The organism is Janthinobacterium sp. BCJ23, from assembly GCF_059617945.1.
In genome coordinates this window covers 216217-240995 of record NZ_JCAQAW010000002.1, presented here as the reverse complement: position 1 = coordinate 240995, position 24779 = coordinate 216217, and the positions used below count along the sequence as shown (strand labels likewise).

27 protein-coding genes are annotated in these 24779 nt (G+C 63.5%); 11 read left to right on the top strand and 16 right to left on the bottom strand.

Features of this window, described 5'->3' with window-relative positions:
• Positions 1-32: 32 nt before the first annotated feature.
• The 7 genes from AC54AG_RS07120 (at position 33) to AC54AG_RS07090 (ending at position 7429) form a co-directional block, all read left to right on the top strand.
• Complete coding sequence (locus tag AC54AG_RS07120) at positions 33-941, top strand: LysR family transcriptional regulator (protein WP_496629878.1); 909 nt, start codon at positions 33-35, stop codon at positions 939-941.
• 25 nt (positions 942-966) lie between these two features.
• Positions 967-1785: a glutaminyl-peptide cyclotransferase gene (locus AC54AG_RS07115; RefSeq protein ID WP_217653633.1), complete on the top strand. Its 819-nt coding sequence runs from the start codon at positions 967-969 to the stop codon at positions 1783-1785.
• Positions 1786-1866: 81 nt separating this feature from the next.
• On the top strand, positions 1867-2721 hold the full coding sequence (locus tag AC54AG_RS07110; RefSeq protein ID WP_496629877.1) for a hypothetical protein: 855 nt from the start codon (positions 1867-1869) through the stop codon (positions 2719-2721).
• Positions 2718-3365 (top strand): hypothetical protein, encoded by a 648-nt coding sequence (locus AC54AG_RS07105; RefSeq protein WP_331776568.1) that lies wholly within the window; start codon positions 2718-2720, stop codon positions 3363-3365. Before AC54AG_RS07110 ends, AC54AG_RS07105 begins: the two co-directional genes overlap by 4 nt.
• 269 nt (positions 3366-3634) lie before the next feature.
• The gene (locus AC54AG_RS07100; RefSeq protein ID WP_496629876.1) at positions 3635-5659 is read left to right on the top strand and encodes a ferritin-like domain-containing protein; all 2025 of its coding nucleotides are present in this window, start codon (positions 3635-3637) and stop codon (positions 5657-5659) included.
• Positions 5659-6588: an MNIO family bufferin maturase gene (gene bufB, locus AC54AG_RS07095; protein ID WP_496629875.1), complete on the top strand. Its 930-nt coding sequence runs from the start codon at positions 5659-5661 to the stop codon at positions 6586-6588. Before AC54AG_RS07100 ends, bufB begins: the two co-directional genes overlap by 1 nt.
• Positions 6578-7429, top strand: a complete 852-nt coding sequence (locus AC54AG_RS07090; protein WP_496629874.1) for an HvfC/BufC family peptide modification chaperone — start codon at positions 6578-6580, stop codon at positions 7427-7429. The genes bufB and AC54AG_RS07090 overlap by 11 nt, the downstream gene beginning before the upstream one ends.
• Positions 7430-7494: 65 nt before the next feature.
• Here AC54AG_RS07090 and AC54AG_RS07085 read toward each other — a convergent pair whose 3' ends face one another.
• The 11 genes from AC54AG_RS07085 to AC54AG_RS07035 form a co-directional block, all read right to left on the bottom strand.
• Positions 7495-7743, bottom strand: a complete 249-nt coding sequence (locus AC54AG_RS07085; RefSeq protein WP_010398340.1) for a DUF3297 family protein — start codon at positions 7741-7743, stop codon at positions 7495-7497.
• A 54-nt stretch (positions 7744-7797) separates the two neighbouring features.
• On the bottom strand, positions 7798-8604 hold the full coding sequence (locus tag AC54AG_RS07080) for an OBAP family protein (RefSeq protein WP_083292617.1): 807 nt from the start codon (positions 8602-8604) through the stop codon (positions 7798-7800).
• Positions 8605-8637: 33 nt separating this feature from the next.
• Positions 8638-8952 (bottom strand): hypothetical protein, encoded by a 315-nt coding sequence (locus AC54AG_RS07075; RefSeq protein ID WP_051990946.1) that lies wholly within the window; start codon positions 8950-8952, stop codon positions 8638-8640.
• Positions 8953-9112: 160 nt separating this feature from the next.
• Positions 9113-9514: a GFA family protein gene (locus AC54AG_RS07070; RefSeq protein ID WP_456130874.1), complete on the bottom strand. Its 402-nt coding sequence runs from the start codon at positions 9512-9514 to the stop codon at positions 9113-9115.
• 10 nt (positions 9515-9524) lie between these two features.
• Positions 9525-11297 carry an ABC transporter ATP-binding protein gene (locus AC54AG_RS07065; protein WP_496629873.1) on the bottom strand — a complete coding sequence of 591 codons (1773 nt, stop codon included), beginning with the start codon at positions 11295-11297 and terminating at the stop codon, positions 9525-9527.
• On the bottom strand, positions 11294-11848 hold the full coding sequence (locus AC54AG_RS07060) for a hypothetical protein (protein WP_496629872.1): 555 nt from the start codon (positions 11846-11848) through the stop codon (positions 11294-11296). The genes AC54AG_RS07065 and AC54AG_RS07060 overlap by 4 nt, the downstream gene beginning before the upstream one ends.
• Positions 11848-12363 carry a MauE/DoxX family redox-associated membrane protein gene (locus AC54AG_RS07055; protein WP_070302386.1) on the bottom strand — a complete coding sequence of 172 codons (516 nt, stop codon included), beginning with the start codon at positions 12361-12363 and terminating at the stop codon, positions 11848-11850. The genes AC54AG_RS07060 and AC54AG_RS07055 overlap by 1 nt, the downstream gene beginning before the upstream one ends.
• Positions 12357-13223, bottom strand: a complete 867-nt coding sequence (locus AC54AG_RS07050; RefSeq protein ID WP_496629871.1) for an SDH family Clp fold serine proteinase — start codon at positions 13221-13223, stop codon at positions 12357-12359. The genes AC54AG_RS07055 and AC54AG_RS07050 overlap by 7 nt, the downstream gene beginning before the upstream one ends.
• Positions 13205-14218, bottom strand: coding sequence for an ATP-grasp domain-containing protein (locus AC54AG_RS07045; RefSeq protein ID WP_496629869.1), 1014 nt, complete (start codon positions 14216-14218; stop codon positions 13205-13207). Before AC54AG_RS07045 ends, AC54AG_RS07050 begins: the two co-directional genes overlap by 19 nt.
• 66 nt (positions 14219-14284) lie before the next feature.
• The gene (locus AC54AG_RS07040; RefSeq protein WP_034748139.1) at positions 14285-14479 is read right to left on the bottom strand and encodes a hypothetical protein; all 195 of its coding nucleotides are present in this window, start codon (positions 14477-14479) and stop codon (positions 14285-14287) included.
• A gap of 224 nt (positions 14480-14703) precedes the next feature.
• The gene (locus tag AC54AG_RS07035) at positions 14704-14892 is read right to left on the bottom strand and encodes a hypothetical protein (RefSeq protein ID WP_034748143.1); all 189 of its coding nucleotides are present in this window, start codon (positions 14890-14892) and stop codon (positions 14704-14706) included.
• A 299-nt stretch (positions 14893-15191) separates the two neighbouring features.
• Between AC54AG_RS07035 and AC54AG_RS07030 the strand changes: the two genes are divergently transcribed.
• The 3 genes from AC54AG_RS07030 (at position 15192) to AC54AG_RS07020 (ending at position 17455) form a co-directional block, all read left to right on the top strand.
• Positions 15192-15575, top strand: coding sequence for a hypothetical protein (locus AC54AG_RS07030; RefSeq protein ID WP_496629868.1), 384 nt, complete (start codon positions 15192-15194; stop codon positions 15573-15575).
• 10 nt (positions 15576-15585) lie between these two features.
• Positions 15586-15924 carry an immunity protein Imm33 domain-containing protein gene (locus AC54AG_RS07025; RefSeq protein ID WP_496629867.1) on the top strand — a complete coding sequence of 113 codons (339 nt, stop codon included), beginning with the start codon at positions 15586-15588 and terminating at the stop codon, positions 15922-15924.
• 85 nt (positions 15925-16009) lie between these two features.
• Positions 16010-17455 carry a serine hydrolase domain-containing protein gene (locus tag AC54AG_RS07020; RefSeq protein WP_496629865.1) on the top strand — a complete coding sequence of 482 codons (1446 nt, stop codon included), beginning with the start codon at positions 16010-16012 and terminating at the stop codon, positions 17453-17455.
• Here the strand turns inward: AC54AG_RS07020 and AC54AG_RS07015 are convergent.
• The 4 genes from AC54AG_RS07015 to lodA form a co-directional block, all read right to left on the bottom strand.
• Positions 17452-18027, bottom strand: coding sequence for a type 1 glutamine amidotransferase family protein (locus AC54AG_RS07015; protein WP_496629864.1), 576 nt, complete (start codon positions 18025-18027; stop codon positions 17452-17454). The two genes, AC54AG_RS07020 and AC54AG_RS07015, sit on opposite strands and share 4 nt — an antisense overlap.
• 211 nt (positions 18028-18238) lie before the next feature.
• Positions 18239-19012 (bottom strand): ferredoxin--NADP reductase, encoded by a 774-nt coding sequence (locus AC54AG_RS07010; protein ID WP_034748152.1) that lies wholly within the window; start codon positions 19010-19012, stop codon positions 18239-18241.
• A 246-nt stretch (positions 19013-19258) separates the two neighbouring features.
• Positions 19259-20374 (bottom strand): tryptophan 7-halogenase, encoded by a 1116-nt coding sequence (locus tag AC54AG_RS07005; protein ID WP_496629863.1) that lies wholly within the window; start codon positions 20372-20374, stop codon positions 19259-19261.
• Positions 20371-22581: a CTQ-dependent lysine 6-oxidase LodA gene (lodA, locus tag AC54AG_RS07000; protein WP_496629862.1), complete on the bottom strand. Its 2211-nt coding sequence runs from the start codon at positions 22579-22581 to the stop codon at positions 20371-20373. The genes AC54AG_RS07005 and lodA overlap by 4 nt, the downstream gene beginning before the upstream one ends.
• Positions 22582-22867: 286 nt before the next feature.
• Here lodA and AC54AG_RS06995 point away from each other — a divergent pair, with 286 nt between their 5' ends.
• Positions 22868-24373 carry an anion permease gene (locus AC54AG_RS06995; RefSeq protein ID WP_034748161.1) on the top strand — a complete coding sequence of 502 codons (1506 nt, stop codon included), beginning with the start codon at positions 22868-22870 and terminating at the stop codon, positions 24371-24373.
• 28 nt (positions 24374-24401) lie between these two features.
• On the opposite strand, the gene AC54AG_RS06990 is transcribed toward AC54AG_RS06995, so the two are convergent.
• Complete coding sequence (locus AC54AG_RS06990; RefSeq protein WP_070302402.1) at positions 24402-24776, bottom strand: hypothetical protein; 375 nt, start codon at positions 24774-24776, stop codon at positions 24402-24404.
• Positions 24777-24779: the final 3 nt, after the last annotated feature.

Genomic DNA, 24779 nt, shown 5'->3' with positions numbered 1-24779 from the left:
CTCATGATTATCATTCGAGTTTGGAATGCATCATGGATATCCGCTCCCTGCGCTACTTCGTCGAAGTGGTGGAACAGAACAGTTTTACGCGCGCGGCCGCCAGGCTGCACGTGACGCAACCCACCGTCAGCAAGATGGTCGCCCAGCTGGAACAGTCGCTGGACCTGGCCTTGCTGGACCGCGCGGGCAAGCGCTTTACCCTGACGGACGCGGGCAAGGTGGTGCTGTCGCGCGCGCATGAATTGCTGGCCCTGCACGCGGAACTGAAGGTGGAATTGCGCGACTTGCAGCAGCTGGAACGGGGGGAACTGCGCGTTGGCGTGTCGCCGCAGACGCACTCGACCCTGGCGCCGTGGCTGGCCGAGTACCATCAGCGCTATCCCGGTATCGAGCTGAAGATGTATGAAAGCGGCACACAGGCGATCGAGCGCGACTTGCGCACCGGCACGGTGGAACTGGGCACCATGCTCGACTACCCGGGCAATGCGGCCACGTGGCAGGATTTCGAAGCCTTGCCCCTCGTGCGCTCGCCGCTGTGCCTGCTGGCCGCGCCCGGCTCGCCGTGGCAGGGGCGCGCTTCCGTGGCCCTGGCCGAGCTGGCCGACAGTCCCTTCATTTTCTACGGCGCCGCGTTTGCCTTGAACGACATCGTGCTCGACGCCTGCCAGCGGGCCGGTTTCGCCCCGCGCATCACGGGCCGCAGCGGGCAGTGGGATTTCATTGCCTCGCTGGTGCAGCTGGGCGTGGGCATATGCCTGCTGCCGAAGATGTATTGCGATACCCTGGATCAAACGCAATTTACAGTCATTCCCCTCGATGGTCCCCCTGTGGAGTGGAATCTGATGCTGGCCTGGCGCCGCGGAGGGCGGCTGTCGTTTGCCGCCCGCGCCTGGCTCGAGCTCGTCAGGGTGCGCATGGCGCAGCCCGGGCGATTACAATAGCCGCTCGCCAACCACCGCCAAGCATATGAAGAACACAGGTAAAACCAGACTGAAACGCACGGCAGGCTCGCTGCTGCTGGGATTGTTATGCACGGTGGGACTGATGAGCGAAATGGGCTATGCCCAGGCCGCCATCCCCGTGTATGGCTATTTCGTCAAGAATACCTATCCGCACGACCCCCAAGCATTTACCCAGGGTTTGCTGTTCAAGGATGGCCATCTGTATGAAAGCACGGGCCAGAACGGCCAGTCTTCCTTGCGCAAGGTGGAATTGGCGACGGGCAAGGTGCTGCAGAAAAGCATGCTCGACAAAAAAGTGTTTGGCGAAGGCATCACGGACGTGGGCGATGAAATCCTGGGCCTGACCTGGGTGTCGAAGACCGGCTATGTGTTCGACCATAAAACCTTCAAGCTCAAGCGCACCTTCAGCTACCAGGGCGAAGGCTGGGGCCTGGCCAGCGATGGCAAGTTCGTCTACATGAGCGACGGCAGCTCCGCCATCCGCGTGCTCAATCCGAAAACCCTGGCCGAGGTGCGCCGCTTCGAGGTGAAGGCGGAAGGCCGTGCCATCGAGCGCCTGAACGAACTGGAAATAGTCGACGGCGAGCTGTACGCCAATGTGTGGGGCGCGGACGTGATCGCCCGCATCGATCCGGCCAGCGGTAAAGTTGTCGGCTGGATCGACCTGACAGGCTTGCTGCCGCCGGAACAGCGGGGCACGGCCAATCCCGATGCCGTGCTCAACGGTATCGCCTGGGATGCACGGGGCAAACGCTTGTTTGTCACGGGCAAACTGTGGCCGAAGCTGTTCGAGATCGAGCTGATCGAAATCCAGCGCCGTTGATGTTTCCAATTGGGCAGTGTTGCTGGCGAGGAATCGTTTAGAATTCTGATTCTTCGCCCAGTGCGACCTTTACAGGATGCCATGCTGTCCCTCTCTTTATGCCGCCTGGCGGCCGTCGCCAGCCTGCTTGCCGCCATCTGGCCCGCCGCACAGGCGCAGACGCCCAACATGCCGGTGGTCAGGCAATACGGCGACTTTGCCGTCACGAATGGCCGTTACGACGCTCTCGTCACCTTGTCTTTCCGCCGGCACGGCTACTGGCCCGGCGGCGCGCGCGAAGTGGTGGAAGTGCGGCCCATCAAGGCCACGCGCGAAGGCCAGCCCATGCTGCTGGCCTTTACCAAGGGCTATACGGGCCAGGGCACGATACTGATCGGCGTGCAGAATGGCGAACCGCTGATGCGCCCCATCAGTCCCTTGCAGCGCGACAATATGGTGCGCACGGAGCGCGACCCCGAATGGGGCGTGCCGCAGCCGGGCCGTCCCGAGATGCTGCTGTTTCCCCGCGACGGCCGCGCGCTCGATACGGGCACGGGCGAGCTGCTGTGGTTTGACGTGCCGGGCAACGTCAGCGGCGACTATCCGCGTGCCATGCTGGTTTCCGTCTCGCCAGACGGGCGGCGCGGCGCCTATCTGACGAATGCGCTGACGAAGGTGGGGATTATCGTCGCCACGCGCGACGACGGCGTGGCCGGCGTGCTGGCCTTGCCGCCCGATACCTATCAACGGTGGTTGAAACCCTTGTCCGAGACCGCTTCCGCGCAGGCGGGCGCCGCCATCAAGGCGGGCAAGGGCCGCACGGATTCGATCCGTATCCGGCGCGAGCTGGAACTGGCCTGGTTCGGCCAGCAATTTCAATGGAAACAAGGCAAGAACGGCTTGCAAGTGACGGGGCTGGGCCTCATTTCCGCGCCGCCGGAAGGAAAACAGCCATGACAATATCCAAACTGATCGCCGGCTGCTGCGCCGCCTCCCTGCTGGCCGGCTGCGTGCACGGCGAAATGTTCCCCAAGGATTATCTGGCGCAAGATATCGACAAGCAACAAGCCTTGCTGGAACTGGACGTGGTCTTCGGCAAAGAGCCCGATGACAAGCTGACGTCGCGCGTGACGGCGCGCAATACCGTCGAGTACACGGGCGCGCCGCACATCGTCGTGCCGTTTTACCAGAAGGGACTCGGCTTCGACCAGGGGTTTGCCGGCACCTATATCTTTGGCGTCGTGTATCCGGTTGCCAAGGTCGAGACGGCCACGGCCAGCAGCCGCGTCTTTGGCCAGAAACTGGATGGCCAGCAGGCGGGCAACCCGCGCTACCGCTTCCGCGTGCCGGGCAAGGCGCAGTGGAACAGCAATGAAACCTTCATGCTGAGCTTTGAGCGCAAGGGCCGCCGCGAAGAAATCACTTTCCGCTTCAGCAACGAGCAAAGCTGCTCATCGGCCTTCCTGGCCACCACGCCACACTATGGTTTTCCCATCAAGGTCGTCGCCACGTTCAAGGACAACAAAGGCTGCCTGAAAGTATGCGACAGCCGCGAGCAGTGGCCCGGCTTTTGCGCCTTCCAGCCGCCGCCCGCCGCCTGACTATCACCATGCAAGCCACGCGCCGGCGCCTGCCGGTGCGGCGCTTATACACGCACAGCTTTTGCCGATTCTATTCAATTGTCATCGAATGGCAGCTGAAAACGCCTATTTTCACGGTGTAAGGCGGTCTGCATTGACCCTTGATCAGCGCATAAATCTTGCCGCAAAAGTATCTTTCCCAGGCGTATGATTTCTTGCCGTAATCAGCGCGCGCAGATGGCGCGGTGCGGCCCGATATCCGAAACGCATCCTTCCTGTGGAGAGACAGAATGAAAATGCCCGTTTTAGGAAGCACCCAGCCCGCCATCAGCAACCGTCCGCTCGACATGCTGGCCACCGATACGGCGGCCGTGCGCGCCATCGCCCAGGCGGCCGTCAGCGTGGAACTGTTCACCATTCCCCTGTACATGGCCACCATGTATTCGATCCAGGGCACGCACCAGATCAACTCGAAAGGCATCACGTATTACGAAGGCCGCCAGTGGCCGGGCATGGGCACGACAGCCCGTCCCGAACTGGCCGAGCAGAAAGCCTTCAATATCATCTTCAGCGTCTTCATCCAGGAAATGCTGCACCTGCAGATGGCTGCCAACCTGGCCACGGCCATCGGTACGGCGCCATGCTTCACGGGGTCGGAGCTGCAATCGCAGGAACATGGCTGGACCTGCTACGGCGAGCACTGCACCGTGATCCCGCACATCGTCGACTTGCAGGACACATCCGGCTATCGCCACGTGCGCGTCAACCTGGAAGAACTGAACGACAACCAGTGCGACCTGTTCCTCGCCATCGAGCAACCGGAACAGCAGGCCCGCGCGCAACTGGCCGAGTTCGACAGCCAGGACCACACGAAATACTTCCCGGAAGTGCCCCTGCCGGGCTGGACGCCGGGCAAGCATGTGCACGATCTGCCCCTGTTCGGCACCATCGGCTACATGTACGAATGCTATGCGCGCTACATCAGCATCGAATACACGGATGGCCAGACCCTGTGGCAAAAACTGTTCGTCAACGGCTCGGTGCAGCAGGACATGTTCAACAGCCGGGTCCAGGGCCATGCGCGGGCGGAATTTCCCTGCTTCGACACCTGCTTCGGCCCGCAGGACCAGGATAGCGGCCAGACGGGTTCGTTCAACAAGGCCATCGACATGATGGCGGCCATCACGGACCAGGGCGAGGGCAGCGAAGCGGCCATCCAGCGCTACCGGCGCGACGCGGCGCAGCGCCTGATGGCCGTGCAGCCCGACTACCGCGAGGACCTGGCCGCTTTGCAGTGCGATTACCCGTCCTACGCGAACAACGGCAAGGAGGCCGAATCGCGCGACGCGCAGGCGCGCCACGACAGCGCCCCGTTCGACCATTACGAGCGCTTCGGCAAAGTCAAGTCCATGCTGCCCGTGAAGACCTGGGCCGGCTGGCACAGGGAAGGCCAGCGCTGGAGCGAAGCCATGTTGACCAACGAGCGCTACAATCCGGCCACCGCACCGAAGAACATCCCCGCGCCGGCCGACGTGGCGGGCGCCCTGAACCGCCTGAAGGATACCAGCGGCACCCTAGGAATGCTGAGCACGGTGGCAACGGGCGCCATCTACGGCATCACTTCCGTGCTGGACCAGTACTGGCTGAACCAGCAACTGGACTTCCCGTATCCGTCGATGGTGGGCGCGGGCGACCGCATGGCCATTTGCTGGGCCGTGCTGGGCCAGGCGCCGAACCTGGCGACGGGCGTGCCGCTGGCCGACAAGAGCGTGCTGTACCACGCTTGCCAAGGCATGCACCTCGAGGGCGAAGCGTCGTCCACCTGCGCCGCGCTGGCCGTCTACCATACGTGCCGCGGCTCCAACGGCTGCCACGCCCAGGGCGGCTGCGGCTTTGCCCAGGCCGACACGGGCGGCTCCTCCTGCGGCCATTCGGTCAAGGCCGCCGCAGCGCCGGGCTCGCCATGCTATGTGCCGCCACCTCCGCCGGCGGACGATAAAGTCTACAGCGCGCCCAGCGACAACAAATGCGCGAGCTTCGGCGGCTGCGCCGTGCCGATTTCGGCCTCGCAGCTGTATCCGAACACCACGGGCAAGGAACCGCCCGAGCCCGCCACCATGATCTTGTACGATTTCGGCCCCGCGCCCGAGCACCGCAGCAAGCCTCTGGGCCAGACCATGAGCTTTACGCTGGGCGACAACGTCTATGACAAGGCCTGGGAAGCCTACGGCAAGGTGATGGCGGCGCGCGGCACGCCAGTGGGAGCGCCCCCGGCGCCCACCGACCTGCGCCTGGCCTTGCCGCCGTCGACCTGATGCGGGGCATCCTGCACGAGGCGCGGCCGCGCCTGGGCCTGCCTAATCTGGGCCTGGGCGTGGGGCTGCGCCCGCCGCACTACGAGCACATCCTGCGCCACGGGCCGCAGGTGGACTGGTTCGAGATCATCAGCGAAAATTTCATCGACAACCACGGCTATGCGCGGCACGTGCTCGAGCAGGTGGCGGCGCAGGTGCCCATCGTCATGCATGGCGTGTCGCTGTCGATCGGCAGCAGCGATCCCCTGAGCCTGGCCTACCTGCGCAAGCTGCGCCAGCTGGCCGCCGAGATCCGGCCCATGTGGATTTCCGACCACCTGTGCTGGACGGGCGCCGCCTCGCTCAACAGCCACGACTTGCTGCCGCTGCCGCTGGACGAGGCCAGCCTGCGCCACGTGGGCGCGCGCGTGCGGCAAGTGCAGGAATTCCTCGGCCGTCCCCTGATCCTGGAAAACCCCAGCACCTACGTGGAGTTTGCCCAGTCCAGCATGCCGGAATGGGAATTCCTGGGGCGCCTGGCCGAGGACACGGGCTGCGGGATATTGCTCGACGTCAATAATGTCCACGTCAGTGCGCATAACCACGGCTACGAGGCGGCCGCCTACATCCGCCAGTTGCCGCACGACCACATCGTGCAGATCCACCTGGCCGGGCCGACCGTCTGCGGCGCCATGCTGATCGATACCCACGATGCGCCCGTGCCGGCCGCCGTCTGGCGCCTGTACGCGCTGGCGCAGCAGCTGACGGGCGGCGTGTCGGCCCTGCTGGAATGGGATGCGGAGATTCCCCCGTATCCGCAACTGCTGGTCGAACTGGACAAGGCGCGCGCGGCGGTGCGGGGCGAATTCGCGGACGCCGCGCCAGCCAAGGTTGCCGCCGCCGTCTCCACGCCGCTGGGCTTTCACCTGGAGGCGGCCCATGCACGGTAATGGCGCGCCGCTGGCGCAATTGCAGGCGTGGTTCCTGACGGCCACGACGGCGCCCGGCGGTGCCGTGCACGGGGCGCAGCTGGCCAGCGAGCGCCACGGCCTGACGCAGGAGCAAGTATTGAAACGGGCGCGGGGTGGGCCTGCGCCGCTGCACATCCATGCGGACGGCTACGTGCAGCGCCTGCTCGAATGCCTGCAGGCCGACTATCCCGTCTTGCGCAAGGTGATGGGCGACGAGCTGTTCGCCTTCTTTGCCCGCGCCTATGTGTGGCGCCACCCGTCCGCTTCCCCCACCTTGTATGAGCTGGGCGGCGGTTTTGCCGATTTTCTCGCCGCCAGCCAGCGTGGCGCCGGGGCACAGGGAGACGCCTTGCGCTTTGCCGTCGAACTGGCGCAGCTGGAGCGGGCGCGCAGCGAAGCGGGCAGGGCGCCGGGGCTGGAAAAACGGCCGCCGCCAATCTTGCCTTCCGGCCTGGACTTGATGCTGGGAATGGCGCCGGCCTGGCGCCTGGCGCCGTGCACGCGGCTGCTGGCGCTGTCGTTCCCCCTGTGTGCTTTCTGGCAGCAGGCGCAAGCGGCGCCCGACGACGCCGTGCCGGCCCAGCCCGTGGCCGCTCCCGCCTTTGTCGCCATCTCGCGCCTGCATTACCGGCTTGCCATGCAGGAGTTGCCGCCGTGGCAGTTCTACTGCCTGCAAGCGCTGGCCGGCGGCGCGCCGCTCGCGCAATGCGCGCGGCAGGCGGCGCAGTCCAGTGGCAGGGCGCCGGACGAAGTGCTGGCCGACACGATGCTGTGGCTGCCGATGGCGGCCGCGGCGGGGCTGGTCGCGGTCGATGCGTGAGCGGACGGCGGCGCACGCAAAAAAGGCCGATGAAAATCGGCCTCGATGGTCAGTACAAGTATTGCTTAACGGTAAAACGCTTCGACTTTGCCCTTGAGCTTGATCTGCAGCGGACGGCCGCGGCGGTCGAGCGACTTGGTGGAAGCGACCTTGATCCAGCGTTCGCTGATGCAATATTCTTCCACGTCAAGACGTTCCTTGTCGTTGAAGCGGATGCCGACGTCGTTCTCGAACACGGCTGCAACGTGATAAGGGCTGCTAGGGTCGATCGACAGGCGATCGGGCAATGGGGGTAAGGTGGTGGTATCGTTCATGGCCGTCATTATCGCCCAGAATGCGGTTACAGACAACGGCCTTTCGCGTGCCGGCTATCTGGCCGGACGCGAAATGGCGGGTTCGGCCGTGTGCGTGGAGGGTGACGGTAGTGATGAGGAACCGTGCTGCGTTCCCGTCGGGTCGGCCAGCTGAATGGTCGTGCCGTGCTGCCAGGCATCGGCCCCGTCTATGATGGCGGGCGCGGCGATATCGGCCCGCTGGCGGCGTTTTTCGGCCGAATCGATGCGGAAACGGCGGTCGCGCGCGGCAACCATGGCGGCGTCGGCCTGGCCATCGTTTGTGAATCCCATCATCAGTTGCGGCACGCCCAAGGGCAAGGTCTTGTGTACATCCGTGTGCCACGTATGCCAGGTCTTGCCATACGTGGCGACGAGTTTTTGCATCAAGGCCTTCTCGGCCACGGCGGGAATGCCGGGGGCGATCAGCTGGCCTGATTTGACTTCATGCACGTGGCTGTGCCACAGCGCTTTTTCCGCCGCGGGCAAACCTTCGTACAGCCTGGCGCTGACGATGTATTCGACGCCCATCAGCTTGGCATCTTTGACATTGCCATCGTAGATCACACATTGGATCAGTTCTTCATTGACGATGGCGCAATAATGATGCGCTTCCATCTGGCCGCGCAGATTGCCATTATAGAAATGAAAACCGTCAAGATAGGCGTTCAGCGCCGCAATCGGCGGCCGGGCTTGCAATGCGTCGGCGCCCGCGTCCAGCACGCGCGTGGAGACCCCGGCCGGTGCGCCCGGAGCCTCCACGTTTGATGCCGTATTCCTGGCGCCGCAGGCGGCTAGGCCCATGGCCAGCCCGGCGCACAGCATGGCCGTCAGTGCTTTCATGTTGAGAAGGCGCCTCTGGCCATGTCCCCGGGATCAGGATTTGTCGTCATTCTTGTGGCTTTGACGTCCCGCTTCCACGTGCTGCTCATGCGTGCCGCCGCGCGTGCCGGTGCCGGAACCCGATTGCTGGCCCGACTGTTGGCCCGATTGCTGCGAGCCCGATTGCTTGTCGCCGTCATTCTTGTGGCTTTGGCGGCCTGCCTCGACGTGCTGCTCGTGCGTGCCGCCCTGGGTGCCGCCCGACGATTGGCGGGTGCCGGACTGTTTGTCCGACTGCTGGCTGCCCGATTGGCCCGATTGCTGTTTGTCCGATTGGCCGCCCGATTTGTCGTTGCTGTTCGAAGTCATGGTCATGTCCCCTATGGTTGGTTTGCGTAATCATCCGGTTCAACATTGGCTGCACCGTTGAGACCATTCTCGCTGCCTGCGTCGGGCTTAGCCATAGGGACACGACTTGTCGCCACGTAGGAAAACTCCGTGGTGGATGACAACCATTTCTAGATTGCTACTACAGATGCCGCGTTTCCTGCGGCGGCCTATTCCACTCGTCATGCCGGCCATCGACAAAGGTGACGGGCACTTGCGCCAGCTCGGCCGCCGATGCGTGATCGAGGCAGTTGACGCCGATGCCGACGAACGGGCCGCTGCGGGGCGAATCGCCGCGGCCAAACGGGCGCACGCCGCAATGGCGGCAAAAATAATGGCGCTCGCGGCGAGCGCCGAAACGGTATTCGCTCAGCTCGCCTTCACCGGCCAGCAGGCGAAAATCCGCGGGCGGGACCAGGCTGGCCCAGCAGCGGATTTTCAGGCAGTAGGAACAGTTGCAGCGCAGGCTGGGGGCCGCCAGGTCGATCTCGGCCGCGAAGCGCACGGCGCCGCAGTGGCAACTGCCATGGTAGGTTTTTTTCATGCAGCCCACTTTACAGGGTTGCCGCACTGTCATGCAACTGCTGGAATTGCGACAGCTGCTGTTGCATCAGCCGCGCATACTGGCCGCCCGCGCGCAGCAGCTCGGCGTGCGTGCCTTGCTGGCAAATCCGGCCTTTGTCCATGACGATGATGCGGTCCGCTTTCACAATCGTGGAAAAGCGGTGGGCGATGATGATCGTGGTGCGCCCTTGCATCAAGGTATCGAGCGCGAGCTGCACCTGCTGTTCGCTGGCGGCGTCGAGCGCGCTCGTCGCTTCGTCCAGGATGAGGATTTTCGGCGCGCGCAGGATGGCGCGGGCAATCGCGATGCGCTGCTTCTGTCCGCCGGACAATTGCACGCCCCGTTCGCCCACCAGGGTCTCGTAGCCGTCCGGAAAGGCCGCAATGAATTCGTGGGCATGCGCCAGGCGCGCCGCCGCCACCATCGCTTCGCGCGCCACGACCCGGTCCGGCACGGCAAAGGCGATATTGTCGGCGATGCTGCCGGAAAACAGGGCCGGCTCCTGTTCCACCACGGCCATCTGGCGCCGCAGCTGCGTCACGCCCAGCACGTGCGCATCGATGCCGTCGAACTGCAGGCTGCCCGCGTCTATCTGATAGTGGCCCAGCACCAGGCTGGCGATGGTGGACTTGCCCGCGCCCGAAGCGCCGACGAGGGCGATTTTCTCGCCCGCGCGAATGAACAGGCTGACGCCGTCGAGGGCCGTCACCTGCGTGCGCTCGGGATACGAAAAACGTACGTCGCGCAGCGCGATTTGGCCGGCCAGCGGCGGCTGCGGCGCAGCCTCGGGCACGGCGCGGTGGCTGCGCAGGATCTCGAAGATGCGGTCGGTCGAGCCCATCGTGCGCATCCACGTGTTCCAGAATTCGCTGATGGAGCCGGCCGTGTCCGTCACCATGCTGGCATAGATGACAAAGGCCGTCAGCTCGCCCACGCTCAAGCGGCCCTGGCCGATCAGGTGGGCGCCGAAGCACAAGGTGGTCAGCAGGGCAACGAAGGCGAGCAAGCCCTGCGCGCCCTGGAACACGGCCAGCAGCCGCGTGCCGGCCAATGACACGCCCAGCAGTTCGCGCATCGCTTGCGCGTAGCGCGCCATGGCGCCGCCTTGCTGGTTGAACGCCTGCACCAGGCGCGCATGGGCAAAGTATTCCTGCGCCACCTTGCCGCTGGCGGCCAGGGTGGCGGAAATGGCCCGCGCGCGCTGCCGGTAATTACTGCCTGATAACTTGCCCAGATACAGGCTGATGGGAATGAACAGGGCCAGCGGCAAGCTCAGCATGGGCGACAGATGCAGCAGCATGGCGATGCCGCCCAAAAACACGCACAGCGAGCGCAAGGCATTGGCCGCGCCGATCGTCAGGCTTTCATGCAGGGCCGACACGTCGGACGTGAGTCGGCTGTTCAGCTCGCCGCCATGGTGCTTGTCGAAAAAGGCGATGGGCTGGTTGATTACCACGTCGAACAAGCGCCGGCGCACGCCCATGACGATCATGTGGCCGCCCGATTGCAGCAGATAGAAGCGGGCGGCCGAGGCCAGCGCATACAGCAGGCTGAAGGCCAGCATGGCGGCCACCATGCCCGGCGTAACGCCGCGCCGCGTCAGTTCCGCCACGTTATCGATGAAATACGCGATGGCTTGCGGAAAGGCCAGCTGCGCACCCACGGTGAGGGCCATGCACAGCAGGCCGGCGGCGATGCGCCAGCGCACCGGGTACAGCAGGCGCAGGCGTTCCAGATGGGGGCCGATGTTTACATGGTTCATGCGGCGCGCTCCTGCGACGGTTCGGCGTTCAATTGTTCGGCCAGGGCCAGCCAGTCTTCATCGCCGATCAGGCCGGCCGCTTCCACCGTGCCCTCGTGATTGACGAACACATAGGAAGGCGAACTCATCAGCGGGTTCACGCGCCGGTAGTCGCGTAGCGTCAGCCGCGCCGTGGCTTCCCGCAAGATGCTACTGGGCAAAAAGGCGCGCAGCCGGCGGGCCGGTTCTTCACTGATCAGCCACAGGGCCAGGCCGGCGTCCCGCGCCAGCGGCAGCAGCTGTTCGATACCAGCCAGCTTTTCCGCGCATTTCGGACAACGGCTGGCCAAAAACAGCAGCACGGCCGCCTGGCCCGCGGCACCCGGCTGGAAACGCGCGCCGCCAGCCAGGGGACGGGCTTGCACTGCCGGCAGGGGCTCGCCCGGCACCAGCGCCGCAGGCGCGATGCGTTCGCGGCGGCTGGCGCGCAGCACGGCCAGGGTCAGCCAGATATTGCCGGCGAGGGCAAAGGCCAGCGCTGCCAGCACAAGTTGCAAGGTCGTATCATCCATCAGCCGGCCCTTGCCAACGTGGCGATGTCGTGCAGGGAAATCACGGCCACGCAGACGATGGCCGCCAGTCCGGCGGCCAGGACCGAGGTGGCGACGGGCAGGGATGCCGTCTGCTCGGATGCGAAATAGGCGCCGTTGATGCCGACCGCCAGCACGTTGCGCAGCAGGTCGTATTGCGAGACGGGCCGCGCCGCTTCGCCAAAGCAGCTGCAGCGCACCACGCTGTGCGTGAAGTAGCGCCAGGCCAGGACGGCCGTGAGGGTACTCAGCAGCACGAGCGACAGCAGCATCGGCAGCTGCGTGCCGCCCGCCAGCAGCCAGCCGGCCAGCAGCAGTTCCGCCGCCACCAGGGCTGGCGCAGCGAATTGGGCGGCGGCGGGCGGCACGCCGAACGAGGTGGCCAGGTTGCCGCGAAATTCCCTGTAGCTGCGCAGCTTGCCCACGCTGGCCGCCAGCAACAGCAAGGCGATGACATAGCGTGCGATATCGGACAAAAAGGGGAGTGCTGTCAGCATTGCGTGCTCCACAGCGGCGCAAAGCCGCCCGGACGCTGGCGCCGCAGCTGCACGCCGTCGCGCGACGCCAGCAGGGCATCGTTCCACGGTTCGTCTGGCGCGCTGCGCAGGGCGCCGCCTATGCTCGATTGCAACTGTGTCGAGATGGCCCAGCCCAGCCGTTCGGCATGGGCATCGCGCGTCATGTTCAAGCCCAACTGGGCCAGCTCTTCGCGCGTCAACGCATAGTTATGCGAGTGGTACCCGGTCACCAGTTGCGCGACGATGGCGCGCCGCGCTTCTGGCGTGGCATCGGGCAATTGCCAGGCCAGCAATTCCTCGCCGATCTGTGCCAGCTCCAGGGTGGTACGGTAAAAGGCCGTCAGGGAAGGGGGGAAGATGCTGCCGCACAGCAAGGACAGTGATTGCTGGCGCGCCTCGGCCGCATCGACGCCGAACCACTGCTGCGCCATGTCGCCAAACACCTTGATGTCCAGGCTGGACATGGAGCCACCGTCGGCGCCGTCGAGCTGCGGGTCGATGGGCGAGAACAGGGCCAGGTCGCCGGCGATGATGTCATCGGCGCCCAAGGCCAGCAGGGTGGCGGCCGACTGGCAGTGGAAGGGCACGATAAAGCTCAGGTGGCGCGCATGCTGGCGCAGCAGAAGGGCGATGCGCCGCGCCGCGTTGACGATGCCGCCGCGGCCGTGCAGCACCACGTCGAGGCGCGCCACGGGCCCGATGCCCTGGCACAGTTCATATAGGGCGGGCAGCAGTTCCATGTCCAGGTGCGAGGCGGCCAGGACGATGGCGCGGCTGTCGCGCGCCAGTTCCAGTTCGCGCAGCTGGACGGGGATCTGGCTCAGGTCGGGCTGCGGCATAAGGCTCCTTCGATCAGGGTAGTGGCCACGCTTTCCAGCAGGGGCAAGGCGGGCACCAGTTGTTGTACATACAAAAATTGACCGACAGGATTGTTTTCTAGGAAAACATATTCGCCTTCGGGCGTGACGATGAGGTCCAGCGCGCCATACTCGAGGCCATAGCTGTGCACGAAAGCGAGGCAGCGTTGCCGTATGTCATCGGGCAAGGTCGCGGCTTCATAGCGGATGGGGGCCGACATGTCGCGCGAATCGATGGCCGTGCGCACATCGTCCTGCGAATACAGGCGCGCGGCAAACAGTTGCTGGCCGATTACGGTGACCCGCAATTCATATTGCTTGACGATATATTCCTGGAACTGGCAACTCAGTTCGCTGACGGCGTCCAGGCTGTCAAGCATGGCGTCGTCTACGATGGTGGTGCCGATGCCGGCGCTGACCCTGTCCACGTCTTCGACGGCTTCGGCTGCCAGGCTGGGCGTGGACATGCTCTTGAAAATGATGGGGCCGCCGACGATGGCGCGGAAAGCGCGCACGTCGTCGGGCACGTTGGTGATTACGGTGGCGGGCACGCGAAAACCCATGCGCGCGGCCCGCGCCAGCTGTTCGCCTTTCCATTGGGCGCCGCGCAGGGCCAGCGGATGGCTGAGCCAGTAGCAATCGAGACTGTACAGCACGCTGAAGATCGCTTGCTCCGTTTCCAGCTGGGCATAAGCGCGTTCCTGCGGGGTCAGGTCGGCGCTGACGTAGGCATAGTCGGCCGGTTTGCGCAGCCAGACGGCGCCCACTTGCTGCAAATCTATCCAGTCGCCATCGGGCAAGCGGCGCAGGCGCGCGCTGGCGCGGCCGTCCAGCAGGCGCTGGCACAGCTGGTAATCGCGGGGAAAGGCGTCGAGATCGATACGGAAGGGGGTATGGCCGCGCTCGGCGAGGATGGCTTCGACCAGGTCGGCGTGCAGATCGCCGCTATGGCTGATAATCAATACCTTTTTATGCATTCAGGGGCCTGCGGGGAAGGAAAGTAAAAGGCCTTGCCGTGGCAAGGCCTTCAGTTGGCTAGGGTATCAGCAATACACGCCCGTATCGTTTGGGGAAAAACGCGAACTGTCGCGCAGATTGTAATCTTCCGGATCGCCGTAATACGTGCAGCCGGCCACGGCTACGCCATCGCGCACCTGCCATGGTTGCTTGACTTCCTTGTCTGCTTCTTTCTCCGCCAGTTTGAAAGCAAACAGCTTGGTTTGATTCTGTTTTTGCATTGTCATCCTCTTGTCGTGGTTAAGTGCCGCTTATTGAGTATCCAGTGGCGCCGGTTTTTAAATGCCGGATTTTAAAATTCTTCGTCGATAAAGAATCAGTTAATGTTGGTATTTATTATGAATGCCGCGCGCAGAAATATACTGCGCCGCAATTGGCGCCAATTCATCAAGTCGGGATTGGAATAAAACCCCGCCAAGGGCGAGGTTCCAGGGTGCTGCGAAGATCAGCAATACTGGCCGCTGTCGTTCGGCCTGAGACGCGAAGAGTCGCGATATTGATCATGGGTGCCGACGGCGGTGCAGCCAGCCACGGCGACGCCGTCGCGCACTTTCCAGGCAGTTGCGGGCGCCGCCTGTTTCTGTACCTGTTTTTCAGCCAGTTTGAATGCGAACAACTTGGTTTGATTTTGCATTGTACTATCCTCTTGTGATGGTTAAGTACTGCTTGCACTGTATGCCATGGTCTATGGCTATTCGATATTAGCGCCGGAATAAATAAGCGTCAATTGAAAATCAATCGTATTCGCGATTATCTTTTGGGAATACTCACCAAATATCACGCGGTCCATTTATATTATTGCAGTGCGATAAATAATAAGGATGGCGTTTTAAATGAACGGCAAGCGGTCTGATTATGGATGGCAAACGGATAGCCTAGGCGCGCGGCCACGCACTATAATGGCGCCTGTTGAATGGACAGGGCAGGAGCCACATGATGGAAATGGCAGTTACCGACAGCCTGCGTCAGCTGGCATATGCGCAGGCCGCGGCCTTCGTGCAGACGCTCGACGGGCGCGATCCTGTTGCGCTGCAACGCGACTGGGGCCTGTCGCCGGCCGTGGCCGACGAGATCATCGAAATGCTCGACAGCTATTTTGCGGCGGACCAGGCGCTGTCCCTGGCGCCGCTGGCGCAAGCTTTCGTACCGGGCAAGGGCGGCCGTCCCGCCGTCGACGTGTATGCCACCGAGGCGGGACCGCTGGGCCTGGAGTGCCTGCTGCTGGCCGATGGCAAGCCTGGCGAAGCGATCCTGCACCTGGAAATGTCCGGCCACGATGGCGCGCTGCGCCTCCATTACCGCTACATCGGATCCTGAGAACAAGATGATGAAGAACCTGACTGAACTGATCAGCGAAAAACAGCTGCGTATCTGCGACAAATTCGGCTTGCCGGCGCAGGCGCCCGAACCCATGGTGGCCCTGGCCATCGGCAGCCTGGACCAATCGCCCATCTACGGCACGCGCATCGAGCTACCGGAAAACGGCACGATCAGCTGGTTTATCCATTGCGGTGAACACGACGACGCCAGCGGCTTTTACCAGCCCCTGCATGCGGAACACCTGCACGAGATGCTGCCGCAGGTGGTCGATTACCTGGCCTTGCCCAGCGGTGCCAAGTTCATTCTCGACCGGGAAGGGTACGAGGATGTGTGGCTGGACGAGTAACTTTCTGACTGGCAAGATTATCGTTGACGTTGACAAATAGGTATGGGATGCTGCGGTTCCGTTTTCTCTTGCCGAAAGCCGCATCGTGAAGCCATGCCTGCCGTCCGTCCTGCTCGTCATGGCGCTTGCCGCCGTTCCCGCCAGCCATGCGCAGGCATCGCGTGCCGAACACGATATTGCCGCCTTCGTGCGCAGCGAAATGCAGGAGCGCCAGATTCCAGGGCTGCAACTGGCCGTGATACAGCATGGCAAGGTTGTGTTGAAGCGCAACTTTGGCCTGGCCAGCCTGCAATACCAGGTGCCCGTGACGGACACGAGCCTGTTTTCCATCAACTCGGCAACGAAAGCATTTGCGGGCGTGGCCGTGATGCAGCTGGTGCAAGAGGGCAAGGTCGACCTGGCCGCACCGGTTGGCCAGTACCTGACGGACTTGCCTGTCGCCTGGCGAGCCGTGACGGTGACGCAATTGCTCAACCATACCTCGGGCTTGCCCGACGTGCTGGACCAGCGCAGCAGCAAGCTGGTGGGTCCGCTGCCGGACGACGCCGATGCGGCGTGGACAGCCGTGCAGGCGCTGCCCGTGGAAGCTCCACCAGGCCAGCGCTACCGCTACAACCAGACCAATTATGTGTTGCTGGCGCAATTGGTCGAGCGGTTAGGCGGCCAGCCCTTTACTACTTTTATCCAGCGCCGGCAGTTCGACGTGGCCGGCATGCGGCACAGCGGCTTTGGCGACGCGAAGGATGTGGTCGCCAACAAGGCCAGTTCCTACGTGCTGGACCGGGGCGGCAAGGGCTACCGCAACGTGATCGAAGACTTTCCCGTGTTCATGCGCGCCGGGGCCGGCATCAACAGCAATGCGGGCGAACTGGCCAACTGGCTCATCGCGCTGCAGTCGGGGCGCTTGCTGGCGCCCGCCGGTGTGGAACGGCTGTGGCAGCCGACCAGCTTGAATGACGGCAAACCGGCGCCGTGGGCGCTGGGCTGGCCCACCATCGGCCGCGATGGCCACCGCGCCGTGGCCGGCATCGGCGGTGGCCGCTCGGCCTTTTATGTGTATCCGAACGATGGTCTGGCCGTCATTATCCTCAGCAACCTGGCTGGCGGCCAGCCGGAACAGCTGATCGATACCGTCGCCGGCTTCTATCTTCCCGCCCTGCGCCAGCAGCGCGGCGGCGCGTATGCCGCGCACTTGCTGCGCAAGCAGGCGGCGAGCGCCGGTTTCGACGGGCTGGACAAGAAACTGGCTGCCATCCTGCGCCAGCACGGCTTGCCAGAACCCACGGAAGACGACTTGAATGCCTGGGGCTACCGCCTGCTGGGGCGGCAGCAGCCGAAACAGGCCGTGGCCGTCTTCCAGCTGGGTGTGCAACTGTACCCGCAAGGGGCGAATGGCCACGACAGCCTGGCCGAAGCGTACGAGGCGGACGGCGCCAAGGCCCTGGCCGTCACGCATTACCGCCGTTCGCTGGAACTGGACCCGGGCAATGCGCACGCCGTGGCGCGCCTACGCGTGCTGGGTGCCAATTAGCGGGCTGCCTGGCCGTGCTCGGCCCCGTGCATGGCCAGGTAAGCGGCCAGGTTGTCATCAGCGATGCCGAGGGCGCGCAAGACTTCCCTGGTGAAGGTGACAGGCGCCGTGCCCGGTGCCGTGATGACGCGCTGGTCGGCCACGGCCCACGGCACGTCCTGGTACAGGGCCGCGCCCGCATAGTCCGTATCCATCAGGTTCTCGGCCGAATTCGAGGTATGGCGCACGGTGTCGAGCACGCCAGCCTGCGCCAGCACGCGCGTGCCGTCGCAAATGCCGGCCAGCACCACGCCCTTGTCGCGGGCCGCGCGCAGCAGCGGACCCAGGTCGGGCGCCTTGCCGCTTTGCCAGAAGCTGCCGCCACACACCATCAGCAAGTCGAGTTCGTCGAGCACGATCTCTTCGAGCGCCAGTTGCGGCGTGACCAGCATGCCGCCGGACGAGGTGACGGGCAAGCCGCTGGGCGTGGCGAACTGCGTGTAAAAGCCGTAGTAGAGCCGCGCCGTGGAATTGAGCAGGGCGGTTTCCCAATCGGCAAAGTTCTCGGTCAGAATGGTGATGGCACGTGTCATGAAAAGTCCTGTCGCAGATGGAGATATCAATAGTACTGGCTTGCTAGCCAGCGGGTGCCGAAATCATAATAAAAAGTACTGACAATTTCTGTCAGGAGCGCGCAGGAAATGATGGCACAAGTTGATGGCACAAGTTGCAATGAAAAGGCCCGGCGCCGCCGCGGGAAGCGGCGGGGCCGGGCCCCTGTATTTGCTGCGAGTTTGCTGTCGATTACTTCTCGGCGAACGCGCGCTCGACAACGAAGTCGCCAGGCGTCGAGGTATTGCCTTCCTTGAAGCCACGCGCTTCCAGCATTTCCTTCAGGTCGCGCAGCATGTCCGAGCTGCCGCAGATCATCACGCGGTCTTCGGCCGGGTTCAATGCCGGCACGCCCAGGTCTTCGGCCAGCTTGCCGTTCTCGATCAGTTCCGTGATGCGGCCCATGTTGCGGAAGTCTTCGCGCGTCACGGTCGGGTAGTAGCGCAGCTTGTCGCTGACCATTTCGCCGAGGAACTCATGCTTCGGCAAATGCTCTTCCAGCAAGTCGTGGTAAGCCAGTTCATCGACCTGGCGCACGCCGTGCACGAGGATCAGCTGGTCAAAACGCTCGTAGATGTCCGGATCGCGCACGATGCTGAGGAAAGGCGCCAGGCCCGTGCCCGTCGACAGCATGTACAGGCGCTTGCCTGGCAGCAGGTAATCGGAGACCAGGGTACCCGTCGGCTTGCGGCCGACGATGACGGTGTCGCCCACTTGCAAATGCTGCAAACGCGACGTCAATGGGCCGCCCGGCACCTTGATGCTGAAAAATTCCAGATGGTCTTCGTAATTGGCGCTGGCGATACTGTAGGCGCGCAGCAATGGCTTGCCGTCGACGCGCAGGCCGATCATGGTGAAATGGCCATTCGAGAAACGCAGCGACGGGTCGCGCGTGGTGGTAAAGGAGAACAGGGTATCCGTCCAGTGGTGCACGCTTAAAACGCGCTCTTCATTCATCGAACTCATAGTATTTGTTGGCTGGTCAAAAAAATGGTTAGTTGCTGGCAACTGCTGGCAAAAGTGAAACCCTGTGTAGGCCCAGACGCTATTGTACCGGCCTCCACACGAAATTGTTACCGTCTATCGCCGCCAATGCTGCCGCACACGGTGCCAACATTATAGTGCGAATGGCAAGGCGGGGCTGGAATTGGCCCGGAAACGGGCCGTGGACATGCGCTCTCTTGACCTGGCTCAGTTTTTTTGCCGGACGCGTCAAGACGCGGCCCGGCGCTGCCAGAAGGGCGCATCGCGCCAGCGCTGCTCGGCGCCGTAGAAGCCGCGCCGCATCTGCAGATAGGTTTCAAACGCGGCGAAGACGCTGCGCCGGTAGCCGGCCGCCATGCCCCGCTCGCCGGCCAGATAAGCTTCCGCCACCCGCGCCGCATGGATGCCCGAGGCCATGGCCTGGCCGATGCCCAGCGACGAGATCGGGTCGAAGCAGGCGGCCGCGTCGCCCGCCGCCGTCCAGTTTTCATCGGCCGGCAGCGACGCCACCCGGCTGTGGATGGCGTAATGGCGCAGGGCGCTCGGCGGGGGCAGGCGCGCGAGGATGTCGCCCACATGGCGCGTGCCCATGCCGGCCTCGCGCCAGGGCGCCGCTTCCTTCAGCCGCAGGCGCTTGAGGATGTCGGCATCCGTGATGAAGGCCAGCGCCACGCGCTCGCCCGGCAGGGGCGCGGCGTAATACCAGCCATGTTCCGTCGTTTCCACCAGGGTGCGGTGCGGCAGGAATTGCGGCTCGTCCAGCTGATAATAGGCGTACAGCGCCACCAGCGAGTCTTCCGTGTGGATCGGACGCTTGCGCTGGCGCACGATGGCCGCCTGCTTGCCGCTGCAATCGATCAGGTAGCGGGCCGTCAGGTCCGTTTCCTGCCCCTCGCTCGCCACGCGCAGACGCCACGGGTCGCCGTGTTCGAGCTGTACCAGTTGCGCCGGGCGCAGCAACGCCACGCCTGCCAGGCGCGCCTGTTCGAGCAGGATGGCGTCATATTGCCGGCGGTCCAGGTGCAAGCCGTGGCCGTGGCTGCTGAAGACGGCTTCGCGCGACATCAGCTCCGCGCTGCCCCACGCGGCCGCATGGGAAAACGCGGGCAGCTGGGCGCCGTCCAGCAGGTCGCGGCCGACGCCCAGGAAGTCCAGCATCGAGAAGATGGACGACGATACCGTTTCGCCGGCCCGGTAATCGTCGAACAGCTGCTTTTCCAGCAAGGCGATGCGCAAGCCCGTGTAGCGGGCCAGGGTCAGGGCGGCGGCAGTGCCGGCGGCACCGCCGCCGACAATGACGACGTCGTAGCCGCGCGATGACGACGTGCTTGGCGTGACACTCAATGGGAAAACCGGCGCCGGTTGGCAGGCTGGATTTTCTTCGGCGTGTCATGCACGGCTACTTGCGCGCCGCCGGTGGCAAACAGCTGCGATGCCTTCTCGGGCGCCGTCTGCGGTTCCTCGTCCTTGAGGAACCAGGCGGGCAGGTAGTTCGAATCGTCGCCCGTGATGAAGCTGCTGGCATTGCCGACCCCGACGCTGGCGGCCACGAACTTGGCGTGATTGCGCTCCTTTTCGACAAAGTACGGGTACTGGCGGCCCGACTCGGCATCCTGGTTCTGGTTCACGATGAAACCGAGGTAGTGCCATGAGCTGATCATTTGCGAAAAACTGTTCATGCCGCGGCTGTACATCACCTGCATGCCGGCCGGCACGCCGGCGAGCGCCTGTTCTTCCTTGGTGGTGGCGCCATTGATCACGTTCCACGGGCTTTGCGGCGGCCACCAGTAGGCGTAATAGGTGGGCGGCACGGGGATGAGCGTGTCGGGATTCTTGACGAGGTCCGGATTGTCGAAGTTGATCATCTGCACGGAACAGTCATAGAAGTCGGCCTGCCACGGGATGGCCATGCGCTTGGTCAGGTCGCCCGGTTCGCAGCCGGTGCCGACGGTCGGATCGTTCCAGTCCAGCGGTTCGCACTCGTCGCGGCCCGCCGACAGGCCGTTTTTTGCGTAGTCGGCATCCACGCGGTGCAGGATGGCGTACGGTTTCGCATAGATGACGGGATTGCGTACGCTCCACGTCACTTCGATGCCGGGGCACATGGGTTCGCCCACGCAATTGCCGATGGCCGCCTGATCGAGCGGGTCGATGCCGGGCAAGGCCAGGCCCGGCGCGTCAGGGGCGAATTTGCCGGCCGCCCATTGCTGCAGGGCAAAGTATTGCGTATCCGTCAGTACGGAAAACTTGCTGATGACGTTGTTGCGCACGGAATTGCTGCCTGAATTCAAGGGCACGAGAGGAATGCCGGCGGCGGGGTTCTCCGTGGTGGCTTCGCTGAACAATTGTCCGCCCTGGCCACCGGTGAATCCGGGCGCCTGCTCCTCCGTGCCGGGCCGGATGGCCGATGGCTTCCTGAAATAGCTGAAGAATTTTTCGCGCTGCGGCCGGTTCGCTTCCGACGCATCGGCCACGTCGAAGTTAGGGCGGATGAAGGCCGTCATCGACGGCACCGTCGCCACCCACTGGTAATCGCCTATCCTGGCAAGGAAGGGCTGAATGTCCTGCCCGTAATTGACGACATAGTCGGGATTCCAGCCATCGCTGCCGCTCCAGCGGGCCGTGTCGTAGGCCTCGGGCAGCGCGTTCTTGTATTTGATGGCCATGTCGGCCACGACGTCATCCCAGGTGGAAATATTCACCAGCTCGGGCGCGAACTTCGGTGAGCCGATGACGACCCACGCTTTCAGTTCCACGGACGGGCTGCCATCCGTGAAATGGATGGTCGCGCTGACGGGGCCATCGCCCACGTCGTCATTCCACGTATCGCCGCCGCCAAAGCCCGTGATGCTTTCGGAGCCGCCCGCGCGGCCATAGGCGCCGATCACCAGCAGGTTGCCGCGTGAATCCGTGCGCATTTCACCGAGCGTGCGCACCGGATAGCCTTGCGTGATGGCGTGCGGATCGGGGAAGGACACGTGCGCATAGGAACCGGCGCCATCCTTGTCGAAATGGGCCTTGCCCAGCGGCGCATCGAGTGTGCGCGGTCCCGGATCGACGATCAGTTTTTGCCGTGCCTCATCTCCCTTGACGGTGTCATTGCGCAGATTGGTCCAGGACGTGGGCGTCAGATTCCAGGCGGGCGGCGTCTTTTCCCAGGTTTCATAGCTGTTGTATGGGCCAAACATCAGGTCGCCCAGCAGGGGAATGAAGTTCCACCACGCTGCCTTCTTGTTTGCCACGTGCACCGTCCACTCGATCTTGGCAATGTTCGGGTCTTGCAGGTCGACGAGGACTTTTTCGCCGGGACGTCCCGCCACAGACTTGTAGATGCGGAAGCCGGCTGCCTGGCGCCGCACGCGGCCGGCCGCATCCTTGAATTGGGTAACGCGGACCGGCTTGCCATCGACAAGCTGCGGATCGTTGTTGCTGTCGACTTCGATCGGCAGCCCGCCGATCGTTTCCGGCGCCAGATAAAACGAATCATGGCTGTTGCCCACGCGGGCAACGCCGATCGATGGGTGTATCGAGTACTGTTCCGTGCTATTCATCAAGTTTTCCCCTGAAAGGTTGGCAATCCTGGTGGCATATCTGGCGGCAGCTACGGGAAAGATACAGAGAAAAATTGACAAAAAAGTCACCCATTGTCACTGCTCAACAATATTTACCGGCACTCTGATACCGCTCAAGTCAACGATTCGGGAATTTCCTGGCACGCGCAGGCGTAACGGAGCAGGGTAGTGGCGCATGAGCTTGTATGATGTTGCTAAAAAGAATTATCACCAATCCACGCGGGCGACCGCCCGCCAGGATGCCTGTCCAGCAAAGGAAATCATGATGTATAAAACAGTGCGCGACCTGTTCCTGCATTTCAAGGAAGCCGTCCCATTCCGCCTCGTCCCCGCCCTGATCTGCACGGCCTTGCTGGTGAGCATGCTATTGCTGCCGGCACCCGATGGCTTGACGCCCAAGGCCTGGGGCCTGGTAGCGATTTTCCTCACCACGATTCTGGCGATCATCCTGAAAGTCATGCCGATCGGCGTGATGGCCATGATGGCCATCGTCATCGTTTCGCTGTCGCAAGTGACGTCGACCTCGTCCAAGGGCGCCATCACGGATGCGCTCAGCAGTTTTTCGAATCCCTTGATCTGGCTGATCGTCGTGGCGATCCTGATTTCGCGCGGCCTGAAAAAGACGGGGCTGGGCAGCCGCATCGGCCTGCTGTTCATCTCCCTGCTGGGCAAGCGCACCATGGGCATCGGCTACGGCCTGGCTATCTGCGAACTGGTGCTGGCGCCCTTTACGCCGAGTAACACGGCGCGCGGCGGCGGCATCGTCCACCCCGTCATGAAATCGATCGCCAACGCCTTCGATTCGGACCCGGCCAAGGGCACGGAAAAGAAGGTCGGCACCTACTTGGCCCTCGTCAACTACCACGCCAACCCGATCACCTCGGCCATGTTCCTCACGGCCACGGCGCCCAACCCGCTCGTGGTCGACTTCGTGGCCAAGGCCAGCGGCCAGAGTTTCCACCTGACGTGGACCACCTGGGCCCTGTGCATGCTGCTGCCGGGCCTGGTCTGTCTGCTGGTGATGCCGCTGATTATCTACTGGCTGTCGCCGCCGGAACTCAAAGCCACGCCCGACGCCGTCACCTATGCCAAGGCCGAACTGAAAGGCATGGGCCCGCTGTCGCCGTCGGAAAAAGTCATGCTGGGCACCTTCGCCCTGTTGCTGCTGCTGTGGGCCAACGTGCCGGCCATGCTGTTCGGCCCCGCGTTTTCGCTCGATGCGACGGTGGTCGCCTTTGTCGGCTTGTTCGTGCTGATCATTACCGGCACCATCGACTGGGACGACGTGCTGTCGGAAAAGAGCGCCTGGGACACTTTGGTGTGGTTCGGCGCGCTCGTCATGATGGCCGAGCAGCTGAACAAGACGGGCGTGATCGCCTGGTTCTCGGCCGGCATGAAGGCGGCCATCGTTGCCAGCGGCATGGACTGGCTGCCGATCGCCGGCGTGCTCGTGCTGGTGTTTGTCTTCTCGCACTACTTCTTCGCCAGCACGACGGCCCACATCAGCGCCATGCTGCTGGCCTTCCTGACGGTGGGCCTGCACCTGATCCCGGCCGAATACCACGTGCCGTTCATGCTGATGATGACGGCCGGCTCGGCCATCATGATGACCCTGACCCACTACGCGACGGGCACTTCGCCCATCATCTTCGGCAGCGGCTTCGTGACGATGGGCAACTGGTGGAAAGTTGGCTTCATCATGTGCGTGATCGAATTGCTGATCTTTGCCGTCGTCGGCACGACGTGGTGGAAGGTGCTGGGCTACTGGTAATACCAGCGGCCAGCGGCCAGCCGCCCCGTCACGGCAGCTGGCCGCGCACGATGTGCAGCAGATACTCGCGCGCGGCGGCCCGTTCCATGCCTTTTTCCATCAGCGGCGGCAACAGGCGTTCAAACAGCTGGCGCCGCTGCAGCGATGCCTCGGAGGTGTCGCGCCGGTCTGAAAAGAAATCCATCAGGGTCGAGCCGCACAGGCAGTTGCGGTAGACCTCGACGATGGCCACGTTGTTGTCGTCGAAGCTTTGTTTCAGCCCCGAGACATTCTGGCGCATCGATTGCGTCTGCAAAATGAAATCGTCCGCCGTGGCGAATTCGCGCCCGCAACAGGCGCAATGCTTGGGGAAGGCGGCTTCGGCCAGCGCGCGCAAGCCTTCGAAGAACAGCTGATCCTGCATGGC